Consider the following 24377-nt stretch of genomic DNA (forward strand, 5'->3'; position numbering starts at 1 on the left):
GGAAGTAAAATAGTGAGAAAAAGTTTTTATGGAAAAGTATTAAGTGCCATAGTTTGTTTAAATGCGGTAGGTAATGCTCAGACTATATGGACAGAAGCTGATTTTCCTACTCCTAAAGGACACACATGGATTAATCCCGGAAACTATGAATATGGCGGAGATGTCCATATACAAAATATTAATCCGGTAAACTTTGCATCAAATATGAGCGGAAAACCCAATACTGGTGTATTAAGTATCGAAAACGGCGGAAAACTAACTGCTGATGGTGAAGTAATAGTAGAGCAGCTTGGACCTACTACCGGTGATGCTGTTTTAATCACTGACGGAGGAAAAGCCTACTTTAACGGCGGTCTTACTGCTGTTAACAGAAATATAAATAATGACTACTATGTAGCTGGTACAATAAGAGGAGACTCACAGCTTCATGTTAAGGGAAATACTACTCTTTTATCAGAATATGAAAAAGGTTACGGCCTGTATTTAGGTGAAGGAACTACAAACAGCTTTAATAAAGACAGCAGCGGAAATGGTATTGTGAATATTTCTACCGGAGTGAGGGGAATTCATTCTATTGGAAATACAGATTTTAATCAGGAAGTACATGTCAAATTAAATGCCAATGGTGCTACCGGCGTTCTGACTTTGGATACTGCATCTTCATCATTGACAAATTTTAATGAAAAAGTATACATTACAAATAATTCCGTGAGCAACAATACTTCCACTGCGTATGGAATTGCTGTCAATAATGTAAATGGAGTATTCAATTTAAACGATGGTGCTGTAATTGAATTTGGCGACACATACACAAATGGAAATGAGATAGGACTTTATTCAGGAAAAGGTACTCTGAATGTACAGGGGGACCTTAATATAAAAACAAATTCCGGAAATATACAGTCCGTTATTTATGCTACAAACAACGGAACAATTGATATCACTAACTCTGTGGCTGATCTGAAAGGAGATATTCTTTCTAATAATGGAGCACGTATTACAATGGACATAAAAGACGGCTCAAAATGGGAAGGAGCTTCCCGTATAGGAAACTCTGCTTCTACAGATATAAGCATGACAGGTACAGTCTGGCAGATGACAGATGATTCTGATCTGACTAATTTTAGTTTATTAGATAATTCTGTTGTTTATCTGAACTCTGATCCGTCTATGGGAACCTTCACACCAAGAACTCTTACAATATCAGATAATTATACAGGAAATAACGGTACAATAGTTTTTAATACCAAGCTTGAGGATGACTTTTCAGCTACTGACAAATTGAACATTCTCGGCAATACCTTGGGTACAACTAAAGTACAGGTAAGAAATGCCGGCGGAACAGGAGCCCATACTATAGATGGTATCGAATTAATATCTGTAGGCGGAACATCAGACGGTGAATTCGTAAAAGACGGCCGTATTGTTGCAGGCGCTTATGAATATTTTCTGAGCCGAGGCAATGGAGGAACTACGAATTATAATAACTGGTATCTTACAAGTAAAATACCGTCAATAATACCTCCGACTGTTACTCCTCCGGTTGATCCTACTGATCCGGGGATTATTCCCCCAGAAGATCCGGCTATAGTTCCGCCGGATTCGGAAGCTTCTGTAAACCCTCCTGTATTTGGAGGATTCGAATCTGTATTTCGTCCTGAATCAGGAAGTTATATTGCTAACAATGCTGCTGTGAATTCATTATTTTTACACAGACTGCACGATCGTCTTGGTGATGCCCAATATACAGATTCTATGTCTGGTCAGGATAAAGTTACAAGCATATGGGTACGAAGTGTGGGAGGCTACAATACCTTCAAGGATACTTCCGGACAGCTGGATACCAAAGGAAAAAGCTATGTAATACAGGCTGGCGGCGACATTGCGGACTGGTCTTCAAACGGCTCTGACCGTTTTCATCTGGGAGTTATGGGAGGATACGGAACAAATCATAACAAAACAAATTCCAATATGATTGATTATAACTCTAAAGGTAAAGTAGAGGGATATAATATAGGAATATACGGAACATGGTACTCAAATAAAGAAGACAGGTCCGGTCTTTATGCTGACAGCTGGCTTATGTATAACTGGTTTGACAATGAAGTAAACGGTGACGGACTTGATAAAGAAACATACAGTTCAAAAGGATTAACAGCCTCTCTTGAAGGCGGCTATACCTTTGAAATAGATAAAAATTCTGACGGAAATGCTTTTTTTATCCAGCCGAAAGCTCAGGCTGTATATATGGGAGTAAAAACAGATAATCATACAGAATCAAATGGAACTATAGTAGAATTAAGCGGTGACGGGAATATTCAGACTCGTCTGGGCGTAAGACTTTATACCGGAAATTCTAATTTTATAAACAGAAATGAAAAAAATGAATTTCAGCCTTTCATTGAAGCTAACTGGATTCATAATACAAAAGAATTCGGCGTAATTATGGATGGCGTAGAAAATAAACAAAGTAATGCAGGTGATTTGGCAGAAGTCAAATTAGGTACCGAATTAAAACTGAATCAAAATTTTGATCTGTGGGGAAATGTTGCATATCAATGGGGCGGCAGCAACTATAATGATACACAGGTAACTGTAGGACTGAAATACAGATTTTAGTTTTCTGAATGTCATTTGTGTTCTAACTGAAAATCAAAATTTTTATATAATAAAGCAAACCGGAGTACAGTCAAAATACTGTCACTCCGGTTTTTTGCATATATAAATTTATGCCTTGTAAAAATCCCTATGCTTTTGGCTCCTTATTTTGGACTTTTCCTACCAATACTGGAAATACTTTTTTTATAATTTTTACTGATAGGCTTTCATTATACAGCTTCAAAATGAAGCTTATAAAAAATAAACACTTAAAAAGGTCTGAAAAATCTCAGACCTTATATATTATTTTATTAACTTTCTGTATCAAATATTAAACATTTTTTATAAACATATCCTGCAAGTGCTCCTCCTGCCAGCGGGAAAATAATAAACAGCCATAATTGTGCCAGAGCTGTAGTACTGAATAATGCAGGTCCGAAACTACGTGCCGGATTTACCGAAACTCCTGTAATCTGTATTCCTATAATATGTATCATAACCAGAGTAAGTCCTATAACCAGTCCTGCAAATTTTGTATTTGAATCTTTATGTGTAGCTCCCAGAATTACAAAGACGAAAATGAATGTAGCCACTAATTCGAAAACAGCTGCAGAATATACATTATATTCTCCGCCATAGCCGTAGCCGAAACCGTTTTGCCCAAGTCCGTCAAGATTACTGTAATAAGGCGAACCTGAAGCTATCATATATATCAGCCCCGAAGCAATAACTGCTCCTATCAGCTGAGCAGCAATATAAGGCAGTACCTCTTTTTTTTCTATCCTGTTGCTTATCCATGCACCTAGTGTAACAGCCGGATTAATATGACATCCTGACACAGATCCTATCGAATAAGCCATTGCAACAATACTAAGTCCGAAGGCAAAAGCAATTCCCAGCTGCCCTACTTCATTTTTGGCAAAAACAACAGAACCGCAGCCAAATAAAACAAGAGTAAATGTCCCCAAACATTCGGCATAATATTTTTTCATATTTATTTCCTTTCTTGTTAACATATTTGTATGAAATCTTTTCCTAGTGCTGCATTCGATCCATTAATTAATCAAATACAATACCAGTACAGAGTCCGGTTTATCTTTAGTCAAACTTCAGTAACTATTCCATTAACTGACATAGATACAGTACTGATAACAAGAACTGACAATAATGCTGCAGGCTCTAAAAATAAAGGTATCTGGCTAATCATGAATAGGACACTGCACTATCTGTATTATAGTATAATTTTAACTTTAGGTCAATATATCTGTTTTTTATTTTTTCCATTGATATTACTTAATTTCTAAAATTTTATTTTAAATTTCTTCAATAAATGTTATAATTGAAAAAAATTAAGAAAGGATTAGCCATGAAATTAATATCTGTAAATATAGGAAAGACAAAAACTTATGATTTCAACGGTGTAATTATAGAAACTGCTCTTAAAAAATCTCCTGTCTTTGACAATGTTTTTATTCATAAGTTAGGAGTTACCGGTGACGAACAGGCTGAAAAGGTAATTCACGGCGGTGTAGACAAGGCTGTCTGTCTGTATCCTTTTGAACATTATGAATACTGGGAGAAGACTTTAAATAAGAAAATGCCGGAAAATTCTTTCGGTGAAAATCTTACTGTTCAGGGAATGACTGAAAAGGATGTCTGTATCGGAGATATTTTTCAGATAGGCGAAGTAATCCTACAGATAAGCCAGCCGAGACAGCCGTGTTTCAAGCTGACTTATATTCATAATGTCCCAAAAATGTCTTATCTCACTCAGGATTCAGGCTTTACCGGTTACTATGCACGTGTATTAAAAGAAGGAAATCTGAATGTAACTGATCAGATAAAGCTTATTGAAAAAAATCCTCATAATATAAGTGTAGATTTTACAAATCAAATATTGCATAATGATACCACAAACAAAGAAGCAATAAAAAAGATTCTTCAGGTAGAAGAAATTTCCGGAAATCTGCGAAAGAGCTTTGAAAAATTGTCTGCCGGTGAAATAATAGATCCGCTTCCAAGACTGGGATCATAAACTTTTTCTGATATAGTACTGCATAATAAAAAACATCATTTTCAGATGTTTTTTATTTTAATATATTTTCCGAATTTGAGAAAGGAGCACCTTGATATGAATAAAAATTCCTATTATATCTATGATAAGGTTTCAAAAACAGAACTGGTTCTATACACTGACTCGTCTCTTTCATATCCTTTACATAATCATTCCAGTATTTTTTCAATCGGGATAATTTTAAACGGCAGCATCAGACTCTGTAAAGACGGATATTCTTCTATATATACTGCCGGTCAGATTTTCATTATTCCCCCGTATGTTCCGCATGCTTTGTATTCTATAGGAAAGGCTTCCCTTCTGACTATATGCATAAATAAAAATAAAGCTTCGGAAATTGATATAAATAAAATCATAAACCGTATAATTTTCTTATATACCAAGACATTTAATTTAGGCTCTTTAAGCGGTACACAGCTTTTACTGCTGGCTGAAAATCTCTCATACTGCAAACATTTTTCTGCATATAAATCTGTAACTCCGCAAATAAAAGAACTGCGGCAAATATTGGAATTTTCTCCAGAAATAACTATAAATATCGAAAAAATGGCAAAATCAGCATATATGAGCAAGTACCATTTTATAAGAAAATTTAAGAAAGAAACAGGCTTAACACCACATCAGTTTCAAATTCAAAATAAAATCAGAAGGGCCCAGAGAATTTTTAATAATTCTGAAAATCTTGCCGAGCTTGCAATAGAAACAGGTTTTTTTGATCAAAGCCACTTTATCAGATATTTCAAAAAAATCGTTGGTCTTACACCGTCAGATTATAAAAAATCCTTTAAAATAGTATCACATACATTCTAAAATCAGCATAGTGCCGGTATAAATTTGGCAAAAATCCAGAGACCCTCTGAACCGGCAGTTATTTCATGTTCTATGCCAGCCGGAAATATAGAAACAGTCCCCGGTTCATACTCAAACTCCTTGCCGCTTATTTTGCATGCTCCTTTCCCGCTGATAACCTCATGTGTTTCCAGCTGATTTTCATGAATATGCAGTCCGATTTTTTTATAAGGGGCTATTTTCACAAGATGAAAGCTGAATTTACCTCCTGTTTCTCCGGAAGTAATAATATTCTTCATTTCCACTCCTTCAAATTTTGAATGCGGATACCATGAAATATCATTGAATGATATTCCCGTCCCTGTTAATTTCCCTTTGTTAAACATATCAAATATTTCATTTGAATTCATTTTAATTCCTCCAATACTTTCTTGATAAATATATTATACGGAATTTATATTTTTCTTTATTGTAAAAAATTGCTTAATTAAAAAAGGAGATTTTATTTTTTATTCTCTCCTTTTTTATTTATATTCAAATCTGTAAATATAATTTTTATTCTTTAATTTTCATGTATCTTTTTCTAAGAAACAGAACAATTAATATTACTGCTGCTGTTGCCAGCCATCCTGCTTCCGACATCATAACAGACGGTGTTTTTTCACTTTTACCTTTAAGAAATTTTTCCTGCAGAGCAAGAAGCATTTCTTCCTGTTCTTTTGTTTCCATTACAATAAATGCTGTATTTTTAGTCAGAATTCTTTTTTGCATTGCTTCTTTGATTAATGCAGTCTGAGCTTTGGGTTCAGTATTCTGGAGTGCATTTTTCTGCAGCACAAAAGCTGCTTCATAATCATTTGACGGCTGTTTGCCGGAAGACGATTCTCTGTATACAATCTCACTTTTCCCGTCATCTTCTACTGCTGTCCCGTTGTAATCAACCGCAGTATTCGTAATTATTTCATTTGTTTTCGCAAGTATATCATTACTGTAAAAATCATAAGGAATAAGTGACAAATCAGAATTCAGCCTGTAATAATATCTGCTCTCGGGAAAAACTCTCGCCATCTGTGTCTTCTCAAATTCAACAGCTCTGTTCATATTATCTGTTACCATAATAATAACAGGAAATTTGCCCTGTGGTACTGATGAAAGTATTTCCTCCACTGTATATGCCGTATTAAAGCCTCCTTCAGGCACCTCAGGTTCAGGAGAATTCAGATCCCCGATTAATTTTGACTGATAGGATACTGCATAAAACAAAGGCTTTTCAAGATTTTTATTTTTGCTATACTTCACAGCCAGCTCCAGATTCTCCTTATATGCTGATTTATCTCCCGCATCTATCAAAAAATAATACTGTGCTGTTCTCTCGATTTTAGGCAGCGACTTTTTATATGCTGCCGGAAGATAATCTACTCCATTCAGCTGCAGCGGTCTTTCTTCGGCATTTTCCGCTTCAAGATTAACTACAGTTCCTCCGATGGTAAAAGAGCCGCTTTGACTGTACATAATTTGAAATCCTGTTTTTCTTGTATAAGACTTTTCAAACGGAAAAGGAAAAATTCTTAACAGCAGTCTGTTATCATTATCATAATATATTATACCGGGATCTCTGGGTGTTCTTATAATACTTTCATAAGCAATTTGAGCAGCTCTCTTGTCTGTCATAATTCCGCGTTTTTTCGTTTCTCCCACATATAAATAATAATCTGTTATAAAGCTTCCGTCAGGAATTATAAAATCAGTTTTATATTCTCTGGGTCCGAATTTGTCTTCTGCCAGTGTTATTTCCATATCTACCCAGATTTTATATGCTCCTGCTTCTTCTATATATTCTTTGTCTCTTGTAGAAATTTTTACGCTGAAATCTCTGTTAATTTCTGTATCTCTTCCAATTATTTCAGAACTGCTGACCACTTTTTCAGGTGTAAAAATTTTTTGTATTTTTTCTTTTGATTTTTCTGTAAAAAAATTATTTCCCAATGCAATATATCTGTATACTGATGATAATACAGGAGTTCCTCTGCCAAAAGTCACGACCTCCATCTCACGTGATGACACCATTGTAGCATCTATCTGCGAGATTGATCTCTCTAATCTCCTGATATCCACCTTTGCACCGGTATTATTGCCCGATTCTGTGTAAGACACTGCCTTTTTAAAATTTATACCGTCTGCTCTAAAATTTGCGCCTATAATAACAGGAAGCGTTAATATCCCCGCTATTCCAGTAAAAATAATAATATTATCAGAATACCTCTTTTTCAAAATTTTTATATCTCTCAAAATCTGTCTGAGCTGAACATAAAAAGCAGCTGCCGGTGCAAAAACAAGCAGACCAAGCCCATATATGATTATTCCCACCATTCCCAGCGGAATACACGGGATAAAAACAATAGTAAAGTATACTATATATACAAAACCGGCTATTTTTAGATAAAATACCGGAAGCTTCTGCGAAATACCCTTAATATCTATTAATAATACAAGTCCGTTTAATATTGCTATTATATAAAACCATTTGCTGCTGAAATCTCCGAATACACCGCCCATCTCGTTATTTAAGGTCAAACCTGCTACGGGAAGTATAATTCCAGTTATTGCAACCAGCAGACGATAAATACCCGTGTAGCTCTTCTCATTATCTCCAATTTCTGCAGATTTATTTTTTTGAGTATACAGCATGTAAAGTAATTTCGCTGTTAAAAAAAGGAATAAACATAGAAAACCAACAGCCATTATCATACTTATACTATTTAGGGAAAATACAGCTAACAAAGCAAATGTTACTGTCGGCAGAATAATACACAGCACTGTTAATGCAATAATATTATTTTTACTGTTTTCATTTCCGGTTTTGACAGCTTCTGCTGCCAGATACACCATAGAAAAGCTATTAAACAGCATATAGAGAACCGGCGGTGATAAGCTTGAATATCCCAGATTTTCCTGATATAAAAAAATTATCCCGAATGAAAAAATAATAATAAACCCTGTAAGAAAAAAATACAGTTTTTTTAGTTCTATTTTCTCTTTTTCTTTATTTTTTATATAATAACTGAATATGATAATATTCAGAATTATCTCCAAAAAAAGAACAATGGTTAATCCTACTCCCGGCAGATCCCGGTTTAATAAAAAAGATAATGCTAAAAGCATTGCCATTATGCACTGAGGCAACGTTATAAAAATCAATAATTTCTTCAAATTTTTCACTCCTCTTTATTTATAATTTTTTTCTCTGATTTGTAACTTAGAAAAGCATACAATCCAATCCCTGAAGCAAAATACACCATAAGTGAAAAAATTGTATGGATTAATTGAAAATTTTCCAGTCTGCAAAACGGAATACTTGCTGTAATTCTGAATACTGTGATAATATACGCCAAAAAAACGGCTGTAATACAAAATAAAAAGATTCTGCCGATTTTTTTCAAAAAACCTTCGTAATTATCTATGCGGCATATACTGAGTATTAGAAACAGACATATAAATAATCTGGCTCCTATACAGCTTTGTCCTATTATAAACAAACCGCCCGCTTCACGGTATCCTATCCCCGGAATAAACTCAAACCTCATCTGATACAAAAAATTTACAGCTGTAATATGCGGTATAAGCGTAATTTTTATATCTGCTGTTAAAATTCTGTAAACAGCAAAGGCCAGAATAACAGTAAATAAGAATATGATAATTTTTTCAATGCTAAAATTTTTAAACATCAGTTTTCTCCTGTAATTTACATCCTGTATCCTGTATTATTTGATTCACAGTCCAGATAATACACTAAATTTTCATTCTCAATTTATTTTACAAAAAATTTTTAAAGGAAAATATTAAATACAAGTTACGGTTATTTTAGCATAAACTCTAATGATTGTGTAGTCATGAGTTTTTTTAAGCAGATGTTTAATCTTATTATAAAAAAAGCTTGACTTGGAGCTAACTCAAAGTGATATAGTAATAATATAAAAACAATTCTTACATTACAAATCTTTAAAATATCATATATTCATTATCATACGAAAAAGAGAGGAGAACTTACATGGAATATCGTACAGTTGGAAAAACAGGAATTTTTGTATCAAATTTATGCTTTGGTACAATGTCATTCGGCGGAAATGCCGATGCCGAAACTTCAAAATCAATGTTTAAATACTGCCGTGACACAGGAATAAACTTCTTTGATACCGCTGATGTTTACAGCGGAGGACGTGCCGAAGAAATACTTGGTGAATGCATTGCAGAGTGCCGTAATGAAATAGTCCTTACTTCAAAAGTATTTTATCCTACAGGAGAAGGGGTGAATGACAAAGGCTTATCCCGGCGTCATATAATAAATGCCGCAGAAAACAGTCTGCGCCGTTTGAAAACTGATCGTATTGAATTTTATTTTGTACATGCTTTTGATGATAATACACCAATGGAAGAAACACTTCTTGCACTTGATCTTTTACAGAAACAGGGAAAAATACTCTACCCTGCAGTAAGCAACTGGGCTGCATGGCAGATTGCCAAAGCACTTGGTATCTCAGCTAAAGAACAGCTTGCCCGCTTTGAATTAATCCAGCCTATGTACAGCCTAGTCAAGCGTCAGGCCGAGGTAGAAATTCTGCCGCTGGCTGCCTCTGAAAAAATCGGGGTTATCTCATACAGCCCTCTTGGTGCTGGACTTCTTACAGGAAAATATGGAATAAACAAACGTCCCGATCAGGGACGGCTTTTGGAGGAAGCCAGATACAAAGACCGCTATAAAGATGATAATAACTTTATTATTGCAGATAAATTTTCTGCTTATGCTGAAAAACACGATGTTACACCATCTTCGCTTGCTGTGGCATGGGTTATGTCTAACCCTTCTGTTACAGCTCCTATTATCGGAGCTAGGAATATTGCACAATTACAGGATTCTCTCGGAGCCCTGGACATTAAGATGACTCCGGAATGGCGTGAAGAAATAAGCAGTCTTTCAAATACACCTGCTCCTGCTACCGATCGTGCAGAAACTTTACTTCCAAACTGGAAATAAGAAAGGATGATAAGTTATGAGTAAAAAAATACTGACAGCCTATTACTCTCATTCGGGTAATACTGGTGAAATTGCATCTTATATACAAAAACAAACTAACGGAGCACTTTTTGAAATCATTCCTGCAGTTCCCTATCCGACAGGTTATAATGATGTAGTCAGACAGGCTAAGATAGAAATTCAGTCCGGTAAAAAGCCGGAATTGAAGACAAAAATCAATGATACAGAATCATATGATATTATATTTGTTGGTTCTCCAAACTGGTGGGGTACTATTGCTCCTCCTGTTGCTGCTTTTTTATCCGAGCATGATTTTTCAGCCAAAACTATTGTACCATTCTGTACTCATGGAGGCGGGGGCTACGGCTCAATATTTAAAGATATTTCTTTATTATGCCCGAACTCAAATATTTTGGAAGGATTTGAAGTTTTTGGCAAAGGAAATGGAAATATTTCCGAAAAAATTAATTTATGGCTCAATGAAATCGGAATAAAATAATTTTTTACAGTAAAAATATAAAATATAAACCGAATATTAGAAAGCGAGGATTTTTTTATGGAATATATAAAACTTGGAAATACCGGTATGGATGTATCACGTTTTTGTCTTGGGTGTATGGGCTTTGGAGACTCTGAAGCCTGGGTTCATAAATGGCTTCTTAATGAAGAAGACAGCCGGCCTGTTATAAAAAAGGCACTTGATCTTGGTATTAATTTTTTCGATACTGCAAATGTTTATTCTCTGGGAAAAAGCGAGGAGATTCTCGGACGTGCTCTGAAAGACTATGCTAATCGTGATGAGGTAGTTATTGCTACAAAGGTACACGGAAAAATGCATGACGGTCCCAACGGCTCAGGGCTCTCAAGAAAAGCTATTATGAGTGAAATTGATAAAAGTCTGAAGCGTCTTGGAACTGACTATGTTGACCTTTATATTATACACAGATGGGATTATAATACTCCGATTGAAGAAACTATGGAAGCACTTCACGATATTGTAAAAGCCGGAAAGGCAAGATATATAGGAGCATCTGCCATGTATGCCTGGCAGTTCCAAAAAGCACTCCATACAGCTGAAAAAAATGGATGGACACGTTTTGTATCGATGCAGAATCATCTGAATCTGATATACCGTGAAGAAGAAAGAGAAATGATTCCGCTTTGCAAGGAGGAAAAAATTGCTCTTACTCCCTACAGTCCTCTGGCTTCTGGAAGACTCACACGTAATCTGTCAGAAACAACAAAACGTTCTGAAACAGATCAGATTGCTGTAAGCAAATACGGTTCCACAGAAGAAGCAGACCGTCTGGTAATAGAACGTCTGGCTGCAGTTGCCGAAAGACGCGGCATTCCTCGTCTGCATGTTGCACTGGCATGGCTGCTTCAAAAAGAACCGGTAACTATTCCAATTATAGGCGCAACAAAATTATCACATCTTGAGGATGCAGTTCCTGCTTTATCAGTAAAGCTGGAACCCGAAGAAATTGCATTTCTGGAAGAGCCCTATGTGCCTCATAAAGTAATCGGCGCTGTTTAATCTGCATAATCAGTAAAGGAAACTTTTCCGTCTCTCGGTATAGTTTCCTTTTTATTTTATTGTCATAAAAAAAGAGCCTTCTGTATATACAGAAAGCTTCCTGTTTTATTAATCAATATCTTTTTGCTATAATACTCCTCTTTATTTCCTTTTGCTGTCTTAATATGCTTTTTTCTATCATCTTTAATCTTTGCTGCTGTAATTTTATATTTTCTTTTCTCACTCTGTCCAATTTGGTATTTCTGATATTTTTTATTATATATCCAAAAACCATTAAAACTGAGAACAAAGCTGCTGTTATACAGATGATTTTTGCGGCTTCCTTTCATATATAAGACTCTCTCCAGTATAAGTACTCTTTATTTTCTGTATGATTTTCATTTTTTATGCTGTCCAGTATTTTATAGCTCCCTATTACTGCTAAGCCGTTTGCCAGTATACTGGAAGCAAAAGGATTTTCTACATTTACATAATAAATATTTTTTATTTCAGGGTATACAGCATTTATTTTTTTTACATAATTTCTGGTTTCCCTGATCTTTCTCCATTCATTATTCTGCAGTCTGCCGCAGCCTGCATTATAGCAGACGAGTGTCTTGGTAACGTCCTGTGTATTATCGTAGTCTCTTTTCAAATGTTTTATTCCGCCTCTTATATTTCCTCTTATACTGTTATCTACTTTAAATTCTTCAAAATTTTCAGGCATTAACTGCATTAGTCCTTTTGCACCTGCTGTAGATACCGTGGAATGGCGGAAATTACTTTCTGTTTTCATAACAGAGAACACAAGTATCGGGTCAAAGTCATATTCTGTAGAATAACGGACTACATTTTTATAAATATCCTTGGCCTCTTTTTCTGATAATCTGGAATTATTTTTTTTCATATAGGCAACCATTTCTGATTCGCCTGAAAAACTGAAAAAACTTATAAAAAACAGAATCAGAATCATCTTTTTCATAGTCTTCTCCTTATTTTTTAGTCTATGTAACTAAATTTTATATTATACCTCTTCTTCCGTATTATAAGATACGGTATTAGTAAATAAATATTCTGCGTATCAGAAGTCAAAATTCCACTTTAGTCAAATAATTTAATCCATGTTTCATTTATAGATAAAAGTGTATGTATATTATACCTTATGTTTTCAAAAATGTAAATACAAGTGTACTGTTTTTATATTCAGGTCTTAAGATATCTTGAATATATAGTACTCCCTGTTAATACTTTAAAAAATATTTATTTTTTAAAAAAGGAGAAAAATACACAGTATATTTTTCTCCTTCCCTTTAATTGTAGTATTGAATTATTTCATGGCTGCAAAACAGTTATTAGAACACTGCCTTCAAAGTCACTCCTGCCCTGTAATCATTCTGTTTATCATTTCCTGCTTTATATTCTCCTGTTAAGAATATGCCGTATCTGTCCTCTACTTCTACCCCGATGCTTACTCCTCCCCTGAAAGCTCCTTTTTCATCATCAGGCTCTGCCAGTTTATGATAACCGTCTTCTATTGCTACAAGTCTTGCTTTTTCTCTTTCGTTAAGATTTGCCAGCTCATACTCATAGCCAAGATCAAGTGCCCCTTTTATTTTCCATGCATTTGAGCTGCCTAAAGGTATTGCTGTTTTTAGTTCCACTCCCAGTTTAGGTTTTACACTCCATGCATCATTTCCTTCTACTTCCAGTCTCTCAAGTCCTTTTTCTTCAAAGTCCGGTCTTGTCACATACATTACTCTCAGACCTCCGTATGGTGTAACACTTGAATTCTTTCCTATGCTGAGTTCTCTGCCGAATGTATTATTGCTTGTTATACTGTATGTTTCATATGAACCGTTTATCTCTGATCTTCCGTATGGTGAAGGCCAGTTTATATTTCTGTCAATATTATGAAAACTTGCTCTTCCAGTAAGATCATTTCTTAATATCCAGTCATTAGACTTATATTTGCTGTGTCCGCCTATCTGTAATGTATCTACCAGTTCTTCACTGCTCATGCCGTCTTTGAATTCAAAATCTGTATGCACATATCCGAGTGAATAACCGAATGTATGCTTGTAAGTTCTCTCTACTTCTCTCAGAGCAAGAACTCCGACCATTTCATAATTATAGCCTGTTACTCCCGGAGTATCCTCTGTAGTTTTACCTTTCCCTGCTATTACGTTTATTTTCACATTTTCTTTTGTATTATTATGTGAATTCTGCAGCAGACTCAATGAGTTTTCAAATGCTCTTGCTATATCATCTTCTCTCTCATTTATATTTGCATATATATTACCGCCGAGACTTTCCATTATTCTTTCAAAATCAGTTCCGTTTGTTATTCTGTCTATTTTATCAAATATCTTTCCTGCATCTCCTGTTGATCCTGCATACTTTTCATCCATTGCCGCTCCGAAATCTTCATACCATTCGCCTTCCATCAGATCTTTGTACGCTATCTTTTTCATCCAGATATCTACATTTCCGTCTGCATTCGTTACCGGTATCGCATCCCATGTATATGATTCACTGTATACACTTGCTATTCCTGATGTTACTCCTGCATTTGACACTCTTGGCATGAATACATTTTCAAGCTTATACGTAAGTGCATTAGTTCCTTCCGTAAAATCAGGCGTTACTGTTACATCTTTTACATTAAAGCTGTCTGCCTCATATTTTACTGCATTTGATATCATAATTACATTTTCAAGTTCCAAAAGATCGTACCCTGATGATACTTTTTCCGCATGTGTCAGTTCTCTTACCGAATCTGGGTCTACTTTTACCTTTACCACACCGTCATACGGTACTTCAAAGTTTCCTTCCACCTTTATTATTCCGGAATTTATTATTTGAGGCGGTTCATAAATCGGTACTGACGCCAGTGACGGCAATGTTATCGAAGTATCAGATAATGAGCCTGAAGCTATATTTGATGTACTTGTGGAATCAGTCAGTATTCCGAGACTTCCTGAACCAAGTATTAATGTTGCTCCCGGATGGTTTATAAAAGCAGATTTATCCTTTAATACCACTGCTACCGAATTAGTCCCTGATACATCTATTGTATTGTAGTTATTTACTACTGAACCGCTTTCTGCAAGTACTGCTATACTTTCTGTTCCGCTTACTTTTATAGTTCCGAGGTTATCTAGAGTCCCGCCTTTATTTATTGCCACTCCTATTACACTGTTTCCAGCCAGATCTATTAATCCGCTGTTTATTATTTTCCCGTTCTTTCCTACTTCCGAGAATATCCCTATTGCCTTATCTCTTGTCGATGTTATCTGACCGCTGTTTGTGATATCTCCGCTCTGTGCATAAGAGTATATTCCTATTCCGTTTTCTCCTACTGTTATATTACTGCTGTTATCTATCTTGCTTCCTTCCCCGTATATTCCCACAGAGAATCTGTTGTCTTTATTGCTTAAATCATTGGGATGCGGAATATGTGAGTCTCCCAGTACTATAGCTGCCGTATTCTTTATATCCGAGTTACTTCCATATATTCCTACTCCGTAGCCGTGTGCAGAACCGCTTATCTGTCCGTTATTTTCTATTGTGCCGTTATTCCCGTACAGATAAATTATCCCGTTTCCTGCGGAACTCAAAGTTCCCGAATTTATTATATGCCCGTTATTTGTATAAAATCCTACTCCCTCTTCCTGTATTGATAAGGCTGCCCTGTTATCAAGCTTTGTTCCGCTGTCCTTGGCATAACCTATTACACTGTCTGTTCCTGCTGATATATTTGATGAGTAGTTTATTAGTACTGCCCCGTTATTGGCATACAGCGCCACAGCTCCGTTATCTCCCACTGTTACTGATGAGCCAAGGTTTATATCTGCTGTTCCGCCCGAAGCATATACTCCCACTGAACCATGTGACAGAGTTATTCCTGTATTATTAATCAGAGTTCCTCCGTTTGAATATAATCCTACAGTATTTGTTCCCCCTGTTATTGTTCCGTTATTGGTAATATTTACTCCTGCCGTACCGTATATTCCCACTGATGCATCTGCTATAGATCCTGTATTTCCAAGGTTTATTGTTCCGGTGTTATCTATATTTATATTTCCTGTTTGTGTTGTTCCGTATATTCCTATTGACTTATCACTTAAAAGACTTATATTACTGCTGTTTTTCAGGCTGTAAGTGTTACTGTCATCTGCTTTCAGTACTATCCCTTTATTTAATGAAGCTGATGAGCTTATATTACTTGTATTTTCTATATTTGAATTAACTCCCATTATTGCTGCGGAATTAGTTCCGTTTATTTCTATGGCTCCGCCAAGTGTGTAATTTGTCATTCCTATTGTAACAGGTTCAAGATCGGCATTTTTCAGGTAAATTCCGGTAGCATTGCTGCCCAGTATCAGTTTTCCCAGTGATTTTACAGCCGACTGCTGTACCGGCCCTGCCTGTGTATTGGTAACATACATTCCTACACCATTATCAAGAACCGTAAACTCTTTTGAATTAAAATCAGCTGTACTGTTATCCAGATAGAAGCCTATTTTATCTCCTAATACTGTATTTCCTGCTGCATAATTTACACTTGATTCATTAGCCGCATAAACCAGTATTCCTTTTCCTGTATTAAAGCTTCCACCTGTTATATTAAGAGTACTGTTGTCAAGATAAAAGCCAAGTCCGTTTTCTCCTGCTGTTATCGTTCCGCCTGTATTATTTATTATGGACTTTTTACTTCCGTATACTGCTACCGAGCTTCCAGACACAGTATCTCCCACTGTTATATTTCCGGAATTATTTATATTGCTGTTTTCGGCAAATATCCCAAAACTGTCATTCTTCAGAAGTATATCCCCGTTATTTGTCAATGTTGCTGCCGGTACCGAATTTACTACTCCTGACGATGATAATTTTGAATATATTCCAAGGGTATTATTTTCTGTAGAACGGATGATACCGTTATTTAATATATTCCCTCCTAATTCTGCCGAATCCAGATATATTCCTATTCCTGAATCCAGTACTTCTATTACTCCCGTTCCTGTATTTTCTGCTTCTGCCGTTAACAAAGCCGTACTTTCCGCAAGTATTCCTATTCCAGAGCTTGTACTGCTTGATTTTCCTGCCTTTATTGTTCCGTTATTTTTTACTCTGGCTCCTTCAAGTACTTCTACTCCTATGCTTCCTGTCGAATTAGTCATATCTATTGTTTTCCCGCCTGATATGAATATTTCCTCCGTTCCGCTTCCGTATCTTCCCTGAGCCAGTATTCCATAGGTCCCCAGAATATTGTTATTTGTATAAATATTTCCGTTCAGTTCTATTCTTCCGTTTACTGCATGGTATCCGTAATGTCTTACCGAAGGATCAAGAGTTACATCCTCTGTTATTATTTCCTGTTTATCTGAATAAACAAATCTTTCTACTTTAGGATCAAGCCCCAGCTTGTCAAGATCACTGTTTGTTATTGGTACTCCGTTTACTGTTACCTGTGAGCCTGCTCCTTTCAGAAGAAATGCTATTCCGTTATTCATAGTAAGAGTACCGGCTGTCAGTGCATTTGACGAGTAATCCAAAACTGAATTTTCCAGATAATATCCTATTGATTCTGTATTGGCACTTCCGGAAAAGATTGTAGTCTTACTTGGATCTCTTGTTAATGTTCCTCCGTTTTTATATATACCGAGTGAATTTTCTCCTACCTGTACATTTCCGTTATATGTTATATTTCCAGTATTAGCTCCAAAATACGCAGCTACTGTTTTATTTCCGGATATTATGTTTGTATTAACTGCTCCGGTTACTGCAGTATCCTCAAGAAACATCCCAACCCCGGCCTGTGTTCCCGGTGCTCCTGTAGTATCTCCTATTGTAATATCAGTAATCATATTTGACACCTGGGAATTTTTCAGATAAAGACCTATACTGTCATTACCGAGATTTACAGTTCTACTTCCTGTACCAAAGTCTACAGTATTATGCCCTGTTACTCCTTTTATATAGATACCGAATGAGCTGTCCAGAGCTTTTATATTTATACTGCCTGTATTTTTAAAGCTTCCGCTTCCTATATATATTCCTGTTGAATCATTTTTTGCATTCTGCATGTCCAGACCTGCAATTTCTGTATCAACTGCCGCACTGCTTCCATTAGTGTAAACACCTATCATGCTGTCTTCATTACCAATCAGTGATATGCTTCCTGCAGACAGCTTTCCTGCTGTAGTACTGCTGCTTTCTTGATAAACACCTGTTTTTCCTGCTTTGATATTTCCTGCTGTTATTTCTTTAACATTTTTCCCAAAAACACCAATTCCTGATTTTTGGTTTACGGTAATATTCCCAGCAGTAATTTTACTATCCTGTGCCGAGGCTCCCTCTACGAATATACCAAAACCTTCGCCGGCAGCTTCTGCACTTCCTATTGTTATATTTCCTGCATTTATTTCTGCTCTGTTTGTAGTACTTTTCAGTGCTATTCCTCCGGAATTCCGCGTTGCGGTACTATTTCCTGTCACTATATTATTTACTTTTACCAGTGAATTATTCGTTATATCCTCAAGATATATTCCTATTCCACCCGAACCAAGAGCTATATCAATATAATCAGAACGGCTGGCACTTGTTATTGCATCTGTGTATGTCAGGATTTTTCCGTAAATTCCTATATTATCTTCACCTTTCAGCTCTATTTTTACTTTATTGCCGATCTTCAGATCAGATGATTCCACTGCTACGCCAAATGCTTTGTCCACTTCATCGGGAGTTACTGTATCTGTCCCTGTTATATTCATATCATGAACATTTGCTTTTCCATTTTTAAAATATACTCCTATGGCTCTTTCGCCCAGTATATTCAGATTACCAGAAATACCTGTTTTTGATATTACCGAATCTGTTTTATCAGAATCTGCATAAGATCCGTAGACTCCTACTCCCATATTAGCTGCAGTACTTCTTACCTCTATGTTACCGCCTGATATTAAAGTTATCATATCAGAAGCAGATATTCCTACTCCCGCTACTCCTTTTCCGCCTGTTCCCAGTATTATTTCCCCGTTATTTGCTATATATCCCGCGCTTCCGTTGGCTATTGCTTTCTTTTCTGCGAATATTCCTATTCCGTTAATTGAATAATTTGCCTTACTGCCGCTGCTTGCTTTATCGCTGATATATCCGGTGTTATATACACTGCTTCCGTTCCCGTATATTCCTATATACTGTTCCTGTGCAGAAGATACTCCTCCTTCTGTATTTACAGTGCTTCCTTTTCCGGTAATTGCTCCTGCCTGAGGAAGCAGTCCGAGAAATATGTCTCCTTTATTATCCAGTGACGCATATTGTCCTGCTATTCCTATAGAATAGTTCCCGCTTGCATTCCCGGAAGCATAGACAAATATTTTTCCGTCTATGTTATTTATTGCCTTTGCGTAATCTATATGTGATGCATCAGGTAATGCCGAAGAATTCGGGTTATTGATACCATTTCCACTGAATCCGCTTGTTCTAAGAGCATTTTTAGTTTCTGCATAAAGACCTGCGGCATTTTTTCCGCCTACAAATATTACACCGTCTTTTGTTGTATATGTCTTGCTGTTTAATGTGAAAGTTACTGTTTTACTTTCATCCAGAGTTTCTTTCAGATTAGGTACCAGTCCGCCCATATTTGCACCGTAAGAATTTACGTTGCTTCTGTCTATATCTATTTTGTGAGAACCGCTTACACCGCCGTCCTCATCAATATCAATACCGTTTAGAACACCGTCCCCGTTTTCCACTGTTACTTTAGATTCTGCATTATATATCAAAACTCTGCTGTTTACGTTATCATTAATTCCGTTTCCGTCATAGCCCATTCCTTTCATTCCCAGAACGTCTTTAGCAGAAGCGGCTATATTGATAATACCGTCATTTACAGCTCTTGCCCTTGAGTTAGCGGCATCCCAGATCGTATGACTTGTAACGGTATTGGATGTAGTTACCGTATACCCTCTGTGACCTATATTTTCTCTTATCATTCCTATTGTCTGTCCTGATTCTATATCCAGAACACCGTTATTTATCATCTGCCCGCTCCCCTTATGCTGCATGAGCATGTTGTTACCGCTTACAGATTTTATACTTCCGTCATTATACATAAAGGTCGTATTGTCAAATATCATTCCCAGATAATTATTAAATACAGCACTTGTTGGCAGCGGTTTTTCCTGTGCAAATGCACTTAGTGCCACGTTACCGTACTGACTGTCAAAGCCTCCTGCTCCCTGAGTTTTTTCTACTAATACAGTTCCCTGATTCAGTATTATATTGATATCAACTTCACCGTTTGCGTTAGGGATAAATTTCCCCGGATTTGCAGGGTCACTGAATCTGTCATTGATATGACCTGCACCGCTTCCATATCCGCGTACCGTATGATCCATATCTACATTCATTACACCATAGTTCCCGAAACCTTTTATGTGTATTGTTCCGTTTTCACCGTTTACCAGATATTTATTTGAATTGACACCTGGTATAATCTGGTTTGGTTCAGTGTGATTTGTCGGGATATACATCATGGCTCCCCCGCCTGACGGAGTATCAGTAGCTGCATTCAGTGTTTTATGTGTCTGAGCGGCGAATATATTCATTGTTCCGCCGTTATATGTTGTTGCTCTTGCATCTCCGTCCACTGTATCCCCTACTACATAGTTAGTCTGAGAGTTTGGAAGAATTGTCACAGTTCCGAGTATCGATATCATAGTTGCACCCGGGCTGTTTTCAAATGTAAAATACCCGTTTCCGTCTTTTTCATTACGGGCTGTAAGCACTACATCAGACGCTATTATTTTAGACTGACCTGCCCCTGTTGAAACTGAATAGAATCTCCATACAGAATTTGTTGACTCTAATACTGTTTTACTAAAATCTGCTGTAGTTAAAATTCCATTGGCTTTTGGTGCCACGCTTTCATTTGTAGTACCTGCAAGCGGTCCCGGAGGTGCTCCTGCATTATGTCCCGCAGCAAATGAAAAGTTCACGCTCGGCGGTGTTATATTAACTGTCGGGCTCACACTAAGATTCATCCCCGGTGCTGTCATTGTAGGCGCTGTTATATTCGGCAGTGAAATTGACTGTGCCTTCTCTATTTTCGTTACCGGCGGCACTATAGTGATAGGTGCTATATCTTTTATTGTCAGATCCACATTAGGATTAATTGTAAAATCAGCAACAGTTTTTACCGGAATTGTAGCTCCTATCTGGATATATTTTTTTGTTCTTAAATCTTTTATTTTTTTATCAGATGAGTTTTGATCCGAACTTGACACAAGATTTCCTTCGCTGTCATAACTCAGATTATATTCATTATTATCTCCTCTGTCTTTTTCACCATAAAATCCCGAAGCAAATATCTGCCATTCCAGATACTCCGGTTTCACAATGTAGTCCCCCTGCACATACAAATCTTTCAGCTCTTTATTTCTCTTCTTTAATATCTGCTCTATAATTTGATAATTTTTCTGGTTCGGCTTCCCCTGTTCCAGATTTTTTACCATTTTATTATATAGACTATCATATTTTACTGACTCAGAAACAGCTGCACCCTTTGCATAAGCCGGTAAAATTGCATTTAACGCCAAAAATGGTATTAATAATTTTTTATTTTTTTTCATCATCCCTCCTGTTTATTATTATTTTATGTCTTTCCCCTTATTTTTTTATGAATTATCAGCTTTATAATATTTAAGTATAAAGCTCCCCTTATTCATAGCTAAAACATTTTATTTACTCTTTTCTCCTCCTCATAAATTTTATTTTATGAATTTCTTTTATTGTTAAACAAAATCTGTTTTTGGAAATTCTTATCAATATTTTACTAAATTTGTTCCTTAAAGTCAATTTAACTATATCGAAATGCTTGTTTAAAATTGTCTGACTTTTTTTAAATGTAAACTTAGAAAATTAATTATACGAATAATTGCATATTTCTATATAAGGTATATATAATTTTTATTTTTTCTTATATTTTTATTGTTTATTTTTTTTAACATATAAATTGCTTTTTTTCATATTGTATTAGAAATTTTAAATTTATAACATCTATAAGCTCTTTTGTATAAAAATAAAACTATCAGACAAAAAATTAAATTTAAAAATTAAAACTTTAGATAATAAAAAATCTTTGCGACAAAAAATTTATCTAAAAAATTTTATATGCATAACAGAAAAAAATATTTTTTCATATTGACAATTAGTATTTTTCGTTGTATATTTAAAATATATAATTTACGCAAACGTTTGCATAAAATTGAAAGAAAAGCCATAAATGGAGGTAAAAAACTTGATTTTAGAAAATAATCAGATTTTTTTGGATGAAAAATTAAGTAATAAAGATAATGTTATGTTATTTATAGCCGAAAAATCAAAATTACTCGGAATAACAGATAATGAAAAAGAGATTTATAACAAGTTATGGGAAAGAGAAAAGGAATACCCTACAGCTGTACAGGATCTTATAGCAGTTCCCCACGTAAAAAGTGATCTGATAAAGACGGCAAAACTTTTGTTTATAAGACTTACAGAAGCTGTAGACTGGGATTCGCCTGACGGATTCAAAGTAAAATCTGTTTTTGTTATATTGGTACCTGAAAAAGATGCCGGGCAGAAACATCTGGAAATACTTTCTAAAGTGGCAGTAAGTCTGCTTGAAGAGGATTTTCAGAGTATGATTCTGAATATGAAAACCGGTGATGAATTAATAAAATATATAAAAGAAAATTTGGATGGTGATTTATTATGAAAATAGTCGGAGTAACTTCATGCATTGCAGGACTGGCACATACTCCCATGGCTGCAAAAGCTCTGGAAAAAGCCGGAGCAAAGCTGGGACATGATGTGAGAATGGAACAGCAGGGTGCAATGGGAAAAGTAAACGAGATTACAGAAAGTGAGATTAAATCAGCAGATCTTGTACTTATTGCAGCAGATAAGGTAGTAGAGGATGAGGACAGATTCGCCGGGAAACAAATTGTACGTGTAAAAATCGGACAATGTGTATCTAATGCCGAAGGTGTATTAAAAAAAATCGTTGAAGCTATGGAGAAAAGAAAATAAATAAGTCTGCTGTAATATCCTGTTTACTTTAGTGTAAACGGATTGAATATTTTAACGTTCTGCAGTAAAGTGCCGAATTAACTGCACTGACAGATGATAAAACAATCAGTAATATTTGACTGATTATAAACGGGACATTACATCAGGTACTTAAAAAGGAGATAATATTATGAAAAAGAAACTTTATGAGGCAAGAGACCACCTCATGGGAGGCATTTCCTATGCACTTCCCGTAATTATAGGCGGTTCATTAGTTGTGGCAGTAGCAAAGATAATAGGATTTGCCGGCGGAGTGAGTAACCTTGATGATTACGCACAAGCAGGAGGTTTTTTTCACTATGTCTGGATGTTCCAGAATGTAGGCTGGAGTGCAATAGGACTCCTTAACTTAGTTCTTTCAGGATATATTGCTTATTCAATAGCCGGAAAGCCCGCACTTGCAGCTGGTTTTGTAGGCGGTGTACTGGCAAGCACTACAAATGCAGGATTTCTTGGAGCAGTAGTAACTGGTTTTTTCGCAGGATGGATCACTAATAAAATAAAAAATAATGTTAAAATAAAAGGTGCTGCTGCAAGTTCCGTTCCTCTTATTATTCTTCCCCTGCTTACAATCGGACTGACCGGCATTCTGATGGCTTTGATATTAGGCGGTCCTTTAGGCTGGATCAATACTTCCCTTCTGAACTGGGTTACAAAAATGTCGGAAAATAATACAAATGTCGTTATTCTGGCGGTAATACTCGGAGCAATGATAGGCTTTGACCTTGGAGGTCCTGTAAATAAAGCAGCATGGATGGCAGGAAATGCTTTATTCATGAGCGGTGTCTATCTTCCTTCTATTTTAGTCAATGTAGCAATATGGATTCCGCCTTTGGGTTACGGACTTGCCACACTCATAAAAAAGAAAAACTTTTCCGAGACATTTAAAGAAGCAGGCAGCGGTGCTGTTATTATGGGAGTAATCGGTATTACCGAAGGTGCTATCCCTTTTACACTCCAAAGTCCCGGCAAGCTGATTCCGTTAAATGTCATAGCATGTGCAGCAGGAACTGCGATTGCTGCTTTACTCGGAATATATGTAAAAATGCCTCCTATAGGCGGAATGTATGGATTTTTCAGTGTAGGTAACGGATGGGCGTATCTTGTCGGCGGAATATCAGGGGCTTTAATAATAGGCTTTGGTGCTAATTTTCTTGTAGACTTTACAGAAAAAGACAATGGAGCTGTCGCTGAAACTGTTTCAGAAGAGATAGAACTCAGCTTTGATTAAGAAATAATTTTACAAGGAGATA

The 24377-nt window shown here is 36.1% G+C and carries 15 protein-coding genes; 9 read left to right on the forward strand and 6 right to left on the reverse strand.

What is annotated here, in order from left to right; translation table 11 throughout:
- Positions 1–12: 12 nt before the first annotated feature.
- Positions 13–2619, forward strand: coding sequence for an autotransporter outer membrane beta-barrel domain-containing protein (locus tag STERM_RS15920; protein WP_012862651.1), 2607 nt, complete (start codon positions 13–15; stop codon positions 2617–2619).
- A gap of 290 nt (positions 2620–2909) precedes the next feature.
- Here STERM_RS15920 and STERM_RS15925 read toward each other — a convergent pair whose 3' ends face one another.
- A complete protein-coding gene (locus STERM_RS15925) occupies positions 2910–3590 on the reverse strand; it encodes an MIP family channel protein (protein ID WP_012862652.1) in 681 nt (226 codons plus the stop codon).
- 374 nt (positions 3591–3964) lie between these two features.
- Here STERM_RS15925 and STERM_RS15930 point away from each other — a divergent pair, with 374 nt between their 5' ends.
- Both STERM_RS15930 and STERM_RS15935 read left to right on the forward strand, forming a co-directional pair.
- Positions 3965–4633 carry an MOSC domain-containing protein gene (locus STERM_RS15930; protein ID WP_012862653.1) on the forward strand — a complete coding sequence of 223 codons (669 nt, stop codon included), beginning with the start codon at positions 3965–3967 and terminating at the stop codon, positions 4631–4633.
- Between the two features lie 96 nt (positions 4634–4729).
- The gene (locus STERM_RS15935; protein WP_012862654.1) at positions 4730–5482 is read left to right on the forward strand and encodes an AraC family transcriptional regulator; all 753 of its coding nucleotides are present in this window, start codon (positions 4730–4732) and stop codon (positions 5480–5482) included.
- A gap of 2 nt (positions 5483–5484) precedes the next feature.
- Here the strand turns inward: STERM_RS15935 and STERM_RS15940 are convergent, their stop codons facing one another.
- From STERM_RS15940 to xrtK, 3 genes are all read right to left on the reverse strand, one after another.
- Entirely contained in the window at positions 5485–5871 is a 387-nt protein-coding gene (locus STERM_RS15940) for a cupin domain-containing protein (RefSeq protein ID WP_012862655.1), read from the reverse strand.
- 145 nt (positions 5872–6016) lie between these two features.
- Positions 6017–8671, reverse strand: a complete 2655-nt coding sequence (locus STERM_RS15945) for an MSEP-CTERM sorting domain-containing protein (protein WP_012862656.1) — start codon at positions 8669–8671, stop codon at positions 6017–6019.
- Between the two features lie 5 nt (positions 8672–8676).
- Positions 8677–9186, reverse strand: coding sequence for an exosortase K (gene xrtK / locus STERM_RS15950; RefSeq protein WP_012862657.1), 510 nt, complete (start codon positions 9184–9186; stop codon positions 8677–8679).
- Positions 9187–9509: 323 nt separating this feature from the next.
- Here xrtK and STERM_RS15955 point away from each other — a divergent pair, with 323 nt between their 5' ends.
- Genes STERM_RS15955 through STERM_RS15965 form a run of 3 tightly spaced genes read left to right on the forward strand, consistent with a single transcriptional unit; the run spans position 9510 to position 12030 of the window.
- Complete coding sequence (locus STERM_RS15955; RefSeq protein ID WP_012862658.1) at positions 9510–10493, forward strand: aldo/keto reductase; 984 nt, start codon at positions 9510–9512, stop codon at positions 10491–10493.
- A gap of 16 nt (positions 10494–10509) precedes the next feature.
- Complete coding sequence (locus tag STERM_RS15960; protein ID WP_012862659.1) at positions 10510–10992, forward strand: flavodoxin; 483 nt, start codon at positions 10510–10512, stop codon at positions 10990–10992.
- Between the two features lie 57 nt (positions 10993–11049).
- Positions 11050–12030 carry an aldo/keto reductase gene (locus tag STERM_RS15965; RefSeq protein WP_012862660.1) on the forward strand — a complete coding sequence of 327 codons (981 nt, stop codon included), beginning with the start codon at positions 11050–11052 and terminating at the stop codon, positions 12028–12030.
- 325 nt (positions 12031–12355) lie between these two features.
- On the opposite strand, the gene STERM_RS21400 is transcribed toward STERM_RS15965, so the two are convergent.
- Entirely contained in the window at positions 12356–12991 is a 636-nt protein-coding gene (locus STERM_RS21400) for a transglycosylase SLT domain-containing protein (protein ID WP_012862662.1), read from the reverse strand.
- 370 nt (positions 12992–13361) lie between these two features.
- Entirely contained in the window at positions 13362–21644 is an 8283-nt protein-coding gene (locus STERM_RS15980; RefSeq protein ID WP_012862663.1) for an autotransporter domain-containing protein, read from the reverse strand.
- Positions 21645–22312: 668 nt separating this feature from the next.
- Here STERM_RS15980 and STERM_RS15985 point away from each other — a divergent pair.
- From STERM_RS15985 to STERM_RS15995, 3 genes are all read left to right on the forward strand, one after another.
- Positions 22313–22771: a PTS sugar transporter subunit IIA gene (locus STERM_RS15985; protein WP_012862664.1), complete on the forward strand. Its 459-nt coding sequence runs from the start codon at positions 22313–22315 to the stop codon at positions 22769–22771.
- Positions 22768–23085 (forward strand): PTS fructose transporter subunit IIB, encoded by a 318-nt coding sequence (locus STERM_RS15990; protein WP_012862665.1) that lies wholly within the window; start codon positions 22768–22770, stop codon positions 23083–23085. The genes STERM_RS15985 and STERM_RS15990 overlap by 4 nt, the downstream gene beginning before the upstream one ends.
- A gap of 169 nt (positions 23086–23254) precedes the next feature.
- On the forward strand, positions 23255–24355 hold the full coding sequence (locus STERM_RS15995; protein ID WP_012862666.1) for a PTS fructose transporter subunit IIC: 1101 nt from the start codon (positions 23255–23257) through the stop codon (positions 24353–24355).
- The last annotated feature ends 22 nt before the right edge of the window (positions 24356–24377 follow it).

It is taken from the genome of Sebaldella termitidis ATCC 33386, from assembly GCF_000024405.1.
GTDB classification, from domain to species: Bacteria; Fusobacteriota; Fusobacteriia; order Fusobacteriales; family Leptotrichiaceae; genus Sebaldella; species Sebaldella termitidis.